The organism is Microbispora sp. H10885, assembly GCF_014161415.1.
GTDB classification, from domain to species: domain Bacteria; phylum Actinomycetota; class Actinomycetes; order Streptosporangiales; family Streptosporangiaceae; genus Microbispora; species Microbispora triticiradicis.
The window spans coordinates 318,862-331,182 of sequence record NZ_JABBWY010000008.1 but is presented as its reverse complement, the minus strand read 5'-3'; the positions used below and the strand labels follow the sequence as shown (position 1 = coordinate 331,182).

Below are 12,321 nucleotides of genomic sequence, written 5' to 3'. Positions count from 1 at the left end.
CGCTCAGGACTCGATCGTGTCGAGGAACTGCCGGAGCCAGGGCAGGAACTCGGGCGCGAGATCGCCCCGGTTCGCGGCGAACTGCACCACGGTCTGGAGATATTCCAGCTTGTTGCCGGTGTCGTAGCGGCGGCCCCGGAACAGCACGCCGTGCACCGGCCCACCCTCGCCGGGGGCCGTCGCGGCCAGCGTGCGCAGCGCATCGGTGAGCTGGATCTCGCCGCCGCGTCCCGGCGGGGTCCGCTCCAGCACCTCGAACACGGCCGGGTCGATCACGTACCGGCCGATGATCGCCCAGTTCGAGGGGGCCTCGTCGGCCGGGGGCTTCTCCACGAGGTCGGTGACGCGGACGACGTCGTCCTCGTCGGTCGGCTCGATGGCGGCGGCGCCGTACAGGGAGACGTGCTCGCGCGGCACCTCCATCAGCGCGACGACGCTGCCTCCGTACGTCGCGCGCACCTCGATCATGCGCCTGAGCAGCGGGTCGCGGGGGTCGATGAGGTCGTCGCCGAGCAGGCAGGCGAACGGCTCGTCGCCGACGTGCTGCTTGGCGCACAGGACGGCGTGGCCGAGGCCCTTCGGCTCGCCCTGCCGCACGTAGTGCATGGTGGCGAGGTCCACCGGCTCCTTCACCTGGTTGAGCCGCTCCTCGTCGCCCTTGGCGCGCAGCGCGTCCTCAAGCTCGTACGCTACGTCGAAGTGATCCTCGATCGAACGCTTGTTGCGGCCGGTCACCATCAGGACATCGAGCAGCCCGGCGGAGACGGCCTCCTCCACCACATACTGGATGGCCGGTTTGTCGACGATGGGCAGCATCTCCTTGGGGGTCGCCTTCGTCGCGGGAAGGAAGCGGGTGCCCAGACCCGCGGCGGGCACAACGGCTTTGGTCACGGGATCGAAGTCAGCCATGGTTGAACACTAACGGAGCGGGCTGTGGACAAGCTGAACCTGCGTCGCCGTATCCTCCGCGACCGGTCGGAGCTCGACGAACGCACGCTGCGCGCGTCCTCTGCCGCGGTCCGTGAGACGCTCCTCGACCAGCCGTGGGTGCAGATGGCCGGGCTCGTCGCCTGCTACTGGTCGATCGGGGCCGAGCCGTCCACGCACGGGCTGATCCTGGCCATGTGGAAGCACGGCGCGACCGTGATCCTGCCGGTGCAGCGGCCCGACGGCGAGCTCGACTGGGCGGTGTACGACGGCCCGGACTCGCTCGCCCCGGGGCCGTACGGGGTGATGGAGCCGGTCGACGTCCGGCGCGGGGTGGACGCGATCAGGACGGCCGCGCTGGTCCTCGTCCCCGCCCTCGCCGTCGACCGGGTGACCGGCGTACGGCTCGGCCGGGGCGGCGGCTTCTACGACCGGGCGCTGACCCGCGTCGGACCGAACGTCCCGACGGTGGCGCTGCTGCACGAGGGCGAGCTCATCGAGGGCGTCCCCGCGGAGCCGCACGATCAGCATGTACGGTTCGCTGCCCTCCCGAGCGGAATCGTCCGGTTGGTGCAGATGTGACAAGATTGGCGCAGTCGCGGCGAAGGGAGCGGTGGGTCTGAACGTCTGGCTGCTGCTGTCCGCCGCCGTCGTCATCGCGGCCATCGCGTCCGTACGGATCGCGCACCGCACCGGCCTGCCCACCCTGCTCATCTACCTCTGCCTCGGCCTGCTGCTCGGCGAGCGCGGCCTCGGCGGCATCCACTTCGACAACGCGCACCTCGCCCAGGAACTCGGCCTGATCGCACTCGCGGTGATCCTCGCCGAAGGCGGCCTGACCACCAACTGGAGTCACGTACGCGACGCCGTGCCGAGCGCGCTCGTGCTCGCCACGGTGGGCATCGCGGTCAGCGTCGCCGTGCTCGCCGCGACCGTCGCGCCCCTGCTCGGCCTGGACTGGCGGTCGGCGTTCCTGCTCGGCGCCGTGCTGGCCTCCACCGACGCGGCGGCCGTGTTCTCGGTGCTGCGGCGGCTGCCGCTGCCACCCCGGCTCGCCGGGATCCTGGAGGCCGAGTCGGGCTTCAACGACGCGCCCGCCGTCATCCTCGTGATGACGCTGAGCGTGGGCACGACGCTGACGCCCTCGCTGCCGGTCACCCTGCTGGAGACCACCGCAGAACTCGCCATCGGCGCGACCGTGGGCCTCGCGATCGGCCCCGCCGGGGCGTACGCGCTGCGCCGGGTGGCCCTGCCCGCCTCCGGCCTCTACCCGATCGCGGTGCTGGCGCTGGCGTTCGTCGCCTACAGCGGGGCGGCGCTCCTGCACGGCAGCGGCTTCCTCGCGGTGTACGTGGCGACGCTGATCCTCGGCAACGCCCGCCTCCCCCACCGCGCCGCGACCCGCGGCTTCGCGGAGGGCGCGGCGTGGCTCGCCCAGATCGGGCTGTTCGTGATGCTCGGCATCCTGGCCGACCCCGCGGAACTGCCCGTCGTGATCGTGCCCGCCCTGGTGTCGGGGGTGCTGCTGGTCCTGGTCGCCCGGCCGGCGTCGGTCCTGGTGTCCAGCGCGGTCGTGTGGCTGCTGCGCCTCGGCTCGATGCCGTGGCGCGAACAGATCTTCCTGTCGTGGGCCGGGCTGCGCGGCGCGGTGCCGATCGTGCTCGCCACGATCCCCTGGAGCGCGGGGGTGCCGGGGGCGAAGGGCCTGTTCAACGACGTCTTCGTCATCGTCATCGTGTTCACGCTCCTACAGGGGCCGACGCTGCCGTACCTCGCGCGGGTGCTCGGCCTGGCCGCCGAGGGCGAGGCGCGCGACCTCGACGTGGAGGCCGCGCCGCTGGAGGAGCTGAAGGCCGACCTGCTGCAGGTCCGCATCCCGCGCGGGTCGCTCATGCACGGCGTGGAGATCTTCGAGCTGCGGCTGCCGACCGACACCATGGTCACCCTCGTCGTACGGAACGGGCGGTCGTTCGTGCCCGGGCCGACGACCCAGCTTCTGGTGGGCGATCAGCTTCTCGTCGTCACCACGGCCGCGCAGCGGGAGACGGTCGAGCGCCGCCTGCGCGCGGTCAGCCGCAAGGGCAAGCTGGCCGGCTGGTACGGCGAACGCGGCGGCTGACCTGCTGTAGGGGTCGTGGGCGGATGGGACATCGGGGGGCAATAAACCGGGCTGGAGTGGCGTTTGCGCTTCTTGACTGACTACCATTAGCAGTCGACCCGGTCGAGTGCCAGTCTCAGGAGGAGCGAGTGCCCACCTACCAGTACGCCTGTACCGCTTGCGGGGAGCAGCTGGAGGCCGTTCAGAAGTTCTCTGACGACCCGCTCACGGAGTGCCCGGCCTGCCAGGGCAAGCTGCGCAAGGTGTTCTCCGCCGTCGGCATCGTGTTCAAGGGCTCCGGCTTCTACCGGACCGACAGCCGTTCGTCGAGCTCGTCGACGACCACGTCGACCACGACGACGCCGTCGAAGTCCGCCGACTCCGCCGGTTCGGGGAGCTCCAACGGCTCCGGCGATTCCGGGAAGAAGGAGACCGCCTCGACCAGCACGTCGACGAGCACCTCCTCGTCGGGATCGACCGCCGCCGCCTGAGGTCACTGAGGTCGTCCACAGGGGTCTGATGTTGTCCACAGGGGCCGCCGGGCCGCGCCGGAGGCACGGCGCCGTTCGCTAGGGTCGGCCCCATGGTCAATCGCGCAGACATCGGGGTCATCGGCGGATCCGGGCTCTACTCCCTGCTGGAGGACGCTCACGAGGTCGACGTGACGACGCCGTACGGCCCGCCCAGTGACTCGATCTCCGTGGGCCGCATCGGCGGCAGATCCGTCGCGTTCATCCCGCGGCACGGCCGCGGCCACACGTACCCTCCGCACCGCATCCCCTTCCGGGCGAACATGTGGGCCCTGCGGTCCCTCGGCGTCCGGCAGATTCTCGCGCCCAGCGCGGTCGGGTCCCTGCGCCCCGAGATCGGCCCGGGCGCCCTCGTGATCCCCGACCAGATCGTGGATCGCACCCAGGGACGCGAGCAGACCTTCTTCGACGCGGGCGCCGTCCACGTGTCGTTCGCCGACCCCTACTGCCCCTCGGGCCGGGCCGCCGCGACGGCCACGGCACGCGAGGCAGGCTGGGACACGGTCGACGGCGGCACGCTGGTCGTGATCCAGGGCCCCCGCTTCTCCACCCGCGCCGAGTCGCAGTGGTACGCGGGCGCGGGCTGGTCGATCATCGGCATGACCGGGCACCCCGAGGCCGTCCTCGCCCGTGAGCTGGCCCTCTGCTACACGACGCTCTCCCTCGTCACCGACCACGACGCCGGTGTCGAGGCGGGCGAGGGGGTCACCCACGACGAGGTGCTGGCCTTCTTCGCGGCCAACGTGGAGCGGATGCGCACGCTGGTCTCCCAGGTGGTCGAGGCCCTGCCGGAGGACCGAACCTGCCCCTGCGGCAACGCCCTCGACGGCATCAAGCTCCCGATCGATCTCCCCTGATGGTCAGGTCGTCGTGCGCGCCCTGAAACGGCTTCCCGTGCGCCGGCGCCGCGCGGTCGCCGCGATCCTCGCCGGGTTCGCGGCGGCGTGCGCACTGTCGGCCGTACGGGCGCCGCGGGGCGTGGAGGTCCTCGCCGCCGCCCGCGACCTCGCCGGAGGCAGGCTGGCCGCCTCCGACGTCGTGGTCGTACGGCTGCCGCCCGACGCCGTGCCCGCCGGGGCGTACGCGGCCGGCTCCCCGGTGACCGGCAGGGTGGTCGCGGGCCCGCTGCGCCGGGGTGAGCCGCTCACCGACGCGCGCCTCCTCGGCCCGGGCCTGTTCCGGTTCTCCGGGTCACCGGGGTCGGTCGCGACGCCGGTCCGGATCGCGGACCCCGGCGCCGCCCGCCTGCTGTCACCAGGAGATGTGATCGACGTCCTGGCCGCCTACGAGGACGGCCCCTTCGAGGCCCGGACGGTCGCCCAGGAAGTGCGGGTGATCGCCCGGCCGCCGGGCTCCACGGACGGCGGCGGACTGCTCGTGCTGGCCACGACTCCCGCCCAGGCCGCCGGGCTCGCCCAGGCCCAGGCGCAGGGCAGGCTCTCGGTGACCATCCACCCCCGCTAGGTTCACCCCGTCGCTAAGGCAGCAGCGAGCCGAGCTTGGGGTCGTACTCCCAGTGCCACGGCTCGAAGGGGCTGTGATAGGCCCAGTCGGGGTGGAACCAGCCGTACTTCTTGCCGTTGGCCTCAAGCCAGTTGAACTGGGCCGACCGGAAGCTCTGCACGCCGCCACAGAGGTCGACGGCGAGCCCGAGCCCGTGGTTGCTCTTGCCCGGAGTGGCCGCGAACCCGGGCCGCCGGTAGTAGACGGCCTGCTGCTCGCCGAGGCTGCGGTAGCTGTCGGAGATGCACATCGGCGTGCCGAAGCGCTTCTTGTAGGCGATGTTGAGGTCGGCGAAGGCGATCGCCGCGTCCGCGCGCAGGGTCTCCCCGCGCTGCGGGAGCGGGCACAGGATGTTCTTGGGGAGAAGTCCGTTCGGATACTGCTCCGCCTGGGCGATCCGGGTGGGATCGCAGCCGCCCGCGCCCTCCGTCCCCTGGCCGATCTTCACGCCCAGTTTGACCAGTGCCCTGGTCAGCGACCGGACCAGAGTCGTGGAGCGCTTGCGCTGGAGGGTGACCTGCGCGCTGAGCTGCGCCTCCTGGAGAAGGCTGGCCGCCCGCAGCTCCTGCGCCTCCTGCGCGAGCCGCTGCTGACCTTCAAGCAGCTTCGACGCCTCGCTGAGGACGGTGTTGTGCCCGGCGACCAGGTGCTGCATGTCGCTCATCCGGCGCAGGATGGCCGTGCCGTCCCCGCCGGCGATGAACGGGCTGAGGCCTCCGACCGAGGGGTCCTGGTAGAGCGACGCCGCCAGGTCGGACAACGGCTTGCGCAGCCTGTTGAGCTCGGCCGTTGCCTCCTGGAGGCGGGTGAGCTTGCCCGCGAGCTCCTTCTCCACGCCCGCGAACTTCTTCTGCCGCGCCACCAGCGCCCGGTTCGCGTCCTCGATCGACTTGTAGGCCTTCTGGGCCTCACGCCGCAGCTCCGTCAGGGACGTGGGCTCCTTGCCGCCCGTCCGCACGGCAGCGTCCGTACGGGCGCTCGCGCCGACGGTCGTACGCGCCGATGCCGCCGCGGCCGTAGAGGCACCGGTGAGCGAGGTCATCGCCGTGACGACCGCGATCAGCCCGGCCGACCGAGGAGATGACACGCCCGACTCCCCCGTTTGCGAACTCGTGACCTGGGTCAGGGACGCACGTTACTACAGCGTCCGGTGCGCCGGTGCCCTGGTTCGCCCAAGAGCTATCGACCGATCACGTCGCGTTTGCGCCTTTCCAGCTCATGCGCCTACTGTCCGCCGCCCTCCCGGCAGGCGTCCCAGAGCCACGTGCCCTCCCACTCCGGAGCACAGGCCGGGCGCTCCTCCCGGGGTTCCTCGATGGGCCGCCTCTTCTCCTTCTCCGGGGCACTCCGGGGGACGGCCTTCCAGACCCGCCGGACAACCGGCGCGGGAACAGCGGGAAGCCGCACCAGCCCCTCATAGCGACGCGCCGGCCCGTACGGTTCAGGCACCGGCGTCGGATCCAGCACCTTGTTTGCCGTCTGCGCGGCCCGGCCGGTGTCTACTCTTCGTGGCGCCTCGGCAGACAGCCCCAGCCCGGCGCTCCGTACGCCGCCGACAGGCTCGGCGAGCACACGCCGGGCCTCATCTGCCAGGCCGCTCCGCGTACGTTCCCTGTAGCCCGCGAGGTCGGCCACGAGCAAGCCCGAAGCCAGGATCCCCGGCGCGATCATCGCCGCGAGGAGCGTCATCGATCGCCGCCGCAGGGATCCGCGTCGTGTTACGGTCACAGCCAGCGACGGTAAGGGGCCTCCCTGGTGGGAGCGGCGGCGAGTTGCCATGCCTTTACCGCAGGTCGGCCGACCGCTAACCTACGACTTCTCCACCGCACCCCCGGGTGGAGGCGCGAGCGCCCCAACCTTTCGCTAGGCTTACTACCGCACACTTGCCTCCGTAGCTCAGGGGATAGAGCACCGCTCTCCTAAAGCGGGTGCCGCAGGTTCGAATCCTGCCGGGGGCACTCACCAAATCTTCGGCACAGGCGCCTGTCTCCGGCAGGCGCCTGTTCTCGTTTCCGGGAAGTTCTTCTGCCATCGCCGCGACTCCTTCGATCGTCTCGTGGTCCAGGGTGATTCGGATCAACGCCACCCCAAGGCGGGCGTCGTAGCGAATCTCCAGGCGGAAGGCCGTGAACAGCTCACGCTGGAGCTCTTCGGGCAGTTCAGCGAGCTTCGCCTGGAGCATGGGGATCTTGTGGAGCAGGCCGGTTTGGTGGTCACGAGCGGGCGGACTCGCCTCGGCATCGGCAAGCTCCTGCGACTTGGTCCGGCGCTCACCTTCAAGCTCGGTAAAGCGGGCCCGCAGACGTTGACAGAAAGCGTCGCCCGCGTCGCTGTCCTCAATCTGGGCGATCAGCCTGTCCTGCTTCCGCGTGATCTCGGTGATGCTCTTCTTCAGCGCACGACACCGAGACTCCCACTCCTCCTCCGCCTGGCGGCTGTTCTGCGGAAGGTCGGCGGCGAGAAGCTCATGCCGCTGGTGACCGAAGACGCGTCGTCGAAACAGATCATGAACTGCGTCAACAAGCAGGTCTTCGCGAACGCGGACAACCTTTGGGTGGCCAGGAAAACGGTCCTCCCGGCCGTGATGGTTACGGTCGGGCTGGCACACGTAGTAGGCGTCCTGGGCCTTGCGGCGCGTCTCGGTCTGGCCGAACATGCGCCGGTCACAAAGATCGCAATGGACGAAGGAACGCAGCAGGTACGTTCGGCGTGCCTGCGAGTGCCTGTTGAGCTGAGCACCGGAACGCGACGTGTTGCGCGTCCGGCCGACCTTCTGAGCGCTCTCGTAGATCTCCCGGGTGACCAGGGGCTCATGGGTCGGCTGCTCGGACCAGACCCAGGCGCTGGGAGGGTTCAGCATGCTGCGGTTCGTACCTCGGCGGCTGGTGGTCGCCTTCCGATTCCACACCATGTAACCGGTGTACTTCGGGTTGAGCAGGATCTCCCGGATCCCGGACCGAGACCAGGAATTACGTCCCCGGAAATTCGGGTTCAGCGACTCAGGCGGTGGATAGCGCTCATGGTCCGCGTTCAGCCGGTCGGCGATGTCGCCATATCCCAGCCGTTCCATCACCCGCCATACGAAGATCTGCGTGACGGCAGGGCCACGCAGCGGGTCGGGCACCAACCTGGTCTTGCTCTTGCCGTCCGCCGCCTTGGCCGGGACCGGATGTGGGACCTTCTCCGCCTGGTAGCCGTACGGAGGGCGCCCGATGTTCCAGCCCTGTTGGGTGTGGGTGCGGAGGCCGTCCCAGGACGCCTCCATCATCTGGACGGCGTACCACTCGGCGATGCCCTGCTTGACCCGGCGGGTGAGGATGGCCGTGGCGCGTTTGCCGTTGAGCGTGATCGGCTCGTCGGCCGCGAAGAGGGCGACCCCGAGTTGTTCGAGCTCGTGCTCGATCTTCGTCCCGTAGAACGTGCGGCGGGAGATCCGGTCGATGGACTCGCAAATGACCGCGTCGAACCGGCGGTTCGGCCGGGCGGCTTCGGCCAGCAGGTCCTGAATCCCGCCATCCCGAGGAATGGGAATCGTGAAGCGCTCGTGGGCGGTGCTGTGGCCGCGGTCTTCCAGGTTCTTGCGGCCCGATTCGATGTCGTAGAAGTGAGCAACGATCAGGGCGCCGGGCGGCAGTGCCGCCCGGCTGTTGCTGAGCTGACGAGGCAGAGAGAGCGTCGGGTCCTGTAGGTCCTCGGTCGAGGTTCGTCCGCACCAAGCGACACGTAGCCCATCGAAGGGGTCCTCGCGTGCCTTGCTCTCCCATCCGCCCACCAGCCTTACCCCCTTGCATCCTCAGCGGTCATCCAGAGCAGGATCTTGTAGATGGCACGCGCCTGGGTGGCCCGCAGTCCTCTTCCCTGCTCCCCGGCAAGCGTGACGACCTGATATTCGATCGTCAGTGGCTGCGGCTCTGCCGTCCCTGACCGTGCAGATGAACCCTCTGCTGCCGAGCGAGGCTCTTCATCCACAGTAATCAGAGGACCGGCTGCCCGACTCGCCCTTCCGGGCCCTGCAGGGTACGCCGCTGAGGCTGGTTCGGGAGGCTGTGAGCAGGCCCTTTGTGGCTGCCCGGTCACCTTCTCCTCCTGCCGGGAGTGCCTTCGTCTTGAGTGACGAGGAGCCGAGTTCGGGCGAGTTCGCAGTAGTCGGTATTGAGCTCGATGCCGACGAACCACCGCCCAATTTGCCGCGCGGCGATGCCGGTGGTGCCGCTGCCGGTGAACGGGTCCAGGACGGTGCCGCCGGGGCGGCAGCCGGCGGCAATCGCCGTCAGCGGGATGTCAATGGGGAACGCCGCGAAGTGCGCCGCCCGCAGTGGCCGGGTGGGAATCGACCACACGTCCCCTGGGTTCCTGCCGTTCGGGTGCGCGGCGGCATGCCGCTCACCCGTGGGCCGCATCGCCGTCCCGTGGCGCGGGCCAGCCGAGTCCTCCCCGTACTTGCCGCTCGGAGGCCAGGCCGTCGTGATGCTGTTCGGCTTGTTGCCCCCGGCTCGTGCCCGCCTGGAAATCGGGCGATCGCCGGTGTAGGGCTGACGGACCGGGTCGAGGTCGAACCAGTACCGCTGCTGTTTGACGAGCAGGAAGATCAGCTCGTACCGGTTGGACATCCGGTCCCGGACGGACTGCGGCATCGCATTGGGCTTCTGCCAGACGATGGCGTTGCGGAGGATCCAGCCGTCCTCCTGCAGGGCGAAGGCGACCCGCCACGGCATGCCGAGCAGGTTTTTCGGCGGCACGGCCAGCCGCGCTTTGGGCCGCACCTCCGGCTGGCGCGGGTTGTAGTCCTTGCCGCGGGCCCAGCCGTCGGAGTTGGCCGCGTAGCAGTCCCCGAGGTTCAGCCAGCAGGTGCCGTCGTCGGCGAGCACCCTTCGGGCCTCAGCGAAGGTGACCCGAAGGTTCTCCACGTACGCCTCCGGCGTGGGCTCCTGCCCGTACTGGCCCTCGCAGTAGTTCCGGAGGCCCCAGTACGGCGGACTCGTGACGATGCAGTCCACCGAGCCCTCATCCATCTCGGCCAGCACCGCACGCGCGTCCCCGTGGTAGATCGCCGCGTACTCGTCGCTCCAGTACGGCTCGCGCAGTTTCCTCATGCGCGACCTCCGGCGACCCGGATCTCCCACAGGACGCGGGCGCCCTCGTCGGTACGGCTGGTGTCCCATCCGAGTGGGCTGGGGACCAGCCGGAAGCCGGCCGCGCACAGGCTGGTGCCGGGCTCGTCGACACGGGTGTAGGCGATCAGGCGCCGGTAGCCCTCAGCCTGCGCGGCCCGCCAAGCGGCACCCAGCAGGGCCGAGCAGGCGTTGGGCGTGCCGTCAGTGGACAGGCAGACGACCTCGGCCGTGCTGCCGTCGTCGAAGGCCCAGAAAGCGGGCCTGTCGAGGAATGCGACGCCGACCAGGGTTGTGTCGCTGGTCTGGACACCGATGACGAACTCCGCTGCGGCTGGCGGGGCGAGGTAGCGGTGCGTCCAGGCGGTGAACGCCCTCGCGGTTTGAACCGCGACCGGCGAAATCAGCAGGCGCGGCTTTTCCGTTGTGGCTAGGCCGCCGCTGCCGGCGTTCTTCTGGATGCCATAACTTTTCTCCATTGATCTGTCGCGACACGTTTTCCGGATGCGGGCCGCCGAGGCCGTGAGCACGGCTCCGGTGGCGTGCTACCAGGCAAGCAGCAGGCTCAGAGTCTGCTCAGAAGCCGGGCGGCTAAGCTCAGAAGGTCGCTCGCAGAAGCCGTCGAGCTACTCAGAATGCCGAGGCTCTGAGAAATTCCTGAGCGACTACCCGGCTTTTCTCTGAGCCGTTTCTGAGGCGGCGCGTACACCGGTTTCGAGACCACGAACTCCTTCTCGACCCGGAGCACGACATGAGCGCGCATCGCCTCACCGAATCACCATTGGACACCGCGGAGACGTCATTCCGGTTGCTGACGACCGGCCCGGGCGCCCTGTCACTGGACTGCACGGCACTCGCCCCCGGTCTGCCCCGGGGAGCGGTCTGCCTTCGGGAGCTGCGCGTGCTGCTCACCAGCCGGACCGTCACTGACGAAGCGCGGGATGCCGTCTGGCGGGAGCTGGTCGCACGCTCCCGCCTGGCCAGTTCGACCTGGACGGTCGCGGCCGTCGGCATGGCCTTGCCGGCCCTGCGCACGATTGCGATATCGCTGACCCGCGACCTGGTCCGCGGGGACCCGGTGGACGTCGACATCGCGATCATGGCGGGCTTCCTACGGGCCCTGCACCGTGTGGACACCGGCCTGCCCCACATCCGTGCTCGGCTGTGCGAGGCGGCCCGCTTCGCGGGTGAGCGCACCCGCCGTCACATCGAGGCCACGGCCAAGCACCGCTGTGCGGCCAGCAAGCCGATGCCTCCCCCGCGTCCCTGGTACCACCCCGATCTTGTTCTGATCGACGCAGTGGCCCAAGGCGTACTCAGCGAGCTCGACGCCGAGTTGATCAGCCTAACGCGGCTTGAGGACGTGCCGCTGAGGGACCGCGGCCCGGTCAGCGGGCAGCAGAACCGCCGGGAGGTGCCACTGATCAACGTCCTGCGGCGGGAGGAATCCGACCCCGCCACCTTTCCCCTGACCACTTCTCCGATCCCAGGAGAAGCGCACTCGGCTTCCGCGCGGAGCCAGGGAACTCCGGATGCGCACACAGCAACCGACCCGAAGGGAGGCAGGGACACAACCCCTGGCTCCGCGCGGTTCTCTCCCAACCACCCCTCAGTCGTGGCCCGCTGTCACCGGGCCGCCCGGCAGCGGCACCCGGTACGGCACACCAGCGGCAGCCGTCCCTGCCGCAGGAGACCATCCTCGCGGGGGATCGCCGCCTGGGGCCTGGCCACTGCGGCAATCGCCATCCTCGTTATTGCCGCAGTGGCAACCGCCGCCTTCGCGGCTTCCCCGGTCGCCGCCGCTCCGTCGGATCTCAATGCGGTCTTCACGAACCTACGCAACTGGCTGATCGGCCTGCTGGCGACGCTGGCCACGCTGATGCTGACCATCGGCGGGCTTCGCTACCTCGTCGCCGGCGGTGATCCCGGCGAGGTCCAGAAGGCCAAAGCGGCGTTGAAGGCGGCAGCCTTCGGCTACGCGCTGGCCGTGCTGGCTCCGCTCTTCGTGAGCATCCTCAAGCGCGTCGTGGGGTGAGAGCGATGGCTTCCTCGTCCCGACCCAGGGTCACCGGCTCAGCCAACGTCAGTCGGCCCGACGCCTCGTTCCGCGCTGCCACGATTTCTCGGCCCGTTGCCGGTGCGGCAGTCGTTC

11 protein-coding genes, 1 tRNA gene and 1 pseudogene are annotated in these 12,321 nt (G+C 69.8%); 7 read left to right on the top strand and 6 right to left on the bottom strand.

Features of this window, described 5'->3' with window-relative positions; translation table 11 throughout:
• Nucleotides 1-3: 3 nt before the first annotated feature.
• The gene (galU, locus tag HHX37_RS22830; protein ID WP_111701425.1) at nucleotides 4-909 is read right to left on the bottom strand and encodes a UTP--glucose-1-phosphate uridylyltransferase GalU; all 906 of its coding nucleotides are present in this window, start codon (nucleotides 907-909) and stop codon (nucleotides 4-6) included.
• Nucleotides 910-933: 24 nt separating this feature from the next.
• Between galU and HHX37_RS22825 the strand changes: the two genes are divergently transcribed.
• From HHX37_RS22825 to cpaB, 5 genes are all read left to right on the top strand, one after another.
• Nucleotides 934-1,509 carry a 5-formyltetrahydrofolate cyclo-ligase gene (locus HHX37_RS22825; RefSeq protein WP_111701426.1) on the top strand — a complete coding sequence of 192 codons (576 nt, stop codon included), beginning with the start codon at nucleotides 934-936 and terminating at the stop codon, nucleotides 1,507-1,509.
• Between the two features lie 31 nt (nucleotides 1,510-1,540).
• Nucleotides 1,541-3,046 (top strand): potassium/proton antiporter, encoded by a 1,506-nt coding sequence (locus tag HHX37_RS22820; protein WP_310738346.1) that lies wholly within the window; start codon nucleotides 1,541-1,543, stop codon nucleotides 3,044-3,046.
• A gap of 128 nt (nucleotides 3,047-3,174) precedes the next feature.
• Nucleotides 3,175-3,516, top strand: coding sequence for an FmdB family zinc ribbon protein (locus tag HHX37_RS22815; protein ID WP_138461836.1), 342 nt, complete (start codon nucleotides 3,175-3,177; stop codon nucleotides 3,514-3,516).
• A 92-nt stretch (nucleotides 3,517-3,608) separates the two neighbouring features.
• Entirely contained in the window at nucleotides 3,609-4,412 is an 804-nt protein-coding gene (locus HHX37_RS22810; protein ID WP_182875567.1) for an S-methyl-5'-thioadenosine phosphorylase, read from the top strand.
• A 13-nt stretch (nucleotides 4,413-4,425) separates the two neighbouring features.
• Nucleotides 4,426-5,019 (top strand): Flp pilus assembly protein CpaB, encoded by a 594-nt coding sequence (gene cpaB, locus HHX37_RS22805; protein ID WP_310740477.1) that lies wholly within the window; start codon nucleotides 4,426-4,428, stop codon nucleotides 5,017-5,019.
• 13 nt (nucleotides 5,020-5,032) lie between these two features.
• On the opposite strand, the gene HHX37_RS22800 is transcribed toward cpaB, so the two are convergent.
• Together HHX37_RS22800 and HHX37_RS22795 are read right to left on the bottom strand one after the other, a co-directional pair.
• Nucleotides 5,033-6,145: a D-alanyl-D-alanine carboxypeptidase family protein gene (locus HHX37_RS22800; protein WP_182883278.1), complete on the bottom strand. Its 1,113-nt coding sequence runs from the start codon at nucleotides 6,143-6,145 to the stop codon at nucleotides 5,033-5,035.
• A gap of 137 nt (nucleotides 6,146-6,282) precedes the next feature.
• On the bottom strand, nucleotides 6,283-6,786 hold the full coding sequence (locus tag HHX37_RS22795) for a hypothetical protein (RefSeq protein WP_182886697.1): 504 nt from the start codon (nucleotides 6,784-6,786) through the stop codon (nucleotides 6,283-6,285).
• Between the two features lie 157 nt (nucleotides 6,787-6,943).
• Between HHX37_RS22795 and HHX37_RS22790 the strand changes: the two genes are divergently transcribed.
• Nucleotides 6,944-7,016: transfer RNA gene (locus HHX37_RS22790), tRNA-Arg, on the top strand.
• Nucleotides 7,017-7,885: 869 nt separating this feature from the next.
• On the opposite strand, the pseudogene HHX37_RS38270 reads toward HHX37_RS22790, so the two are convergent.
• The 3 genes and pseudogenes from HHX37_RS38270 to HHX37_RS22775 form a co-directional block, all read right to left on the bottom strand.
• Nucleotides 7,886-8,830: pseudogene (locus HHX37_RS38270) on the bottom strand (recombinase family protein); the annotation flags it as partial.
• A 301-nt stretch (nucleotides 8,831-9,131) separates the two neighbouring features.
• A complete protein-coding gene (locus tag HHX37_RS22780; RefSeq protein WP_220503062.1) occupies nucleotides 9,132-10,151 on the bottom strand; it encodes a DNA-methyltransferase in 1,020 nt (339 codons plus the stop codon).
• Nucleotides 10,148-10,648, bottom strand: a complete 501-nt coding sequence (locus HHX37_RS22775; RefSeq protein WP_182886696.1) for an XF1762 family protein — start codon at nucleotides 10,646-10,648, stop codon at nucleotides 10,148-10,150. The genes HHX37_RS22780 and HHX37_RS22775 overlap by 4 nt, the downstream gene beginning before the upstream one ends.
• 422 nt (nucleotides 10,649-11,070) lie before the next feature.
• Between HHX37_RS22775 and HHX37_RS35830 the strand changes: the two genes are divergently transcribed.
• Nucleotides 11,071-12,204: a hypothetical protein gene (locus tag HHX37_RS35830; protein ID WP_310740476.1), complete on the top strand. Its 1,134-nt coding sequence runs from the start codon at nucleotides 11,071-11,073 to the stop codon at nucleotides 12,202-12,204.
• Nucleotides 12,205-12,321: the final 117 nt, after the last annotated feature.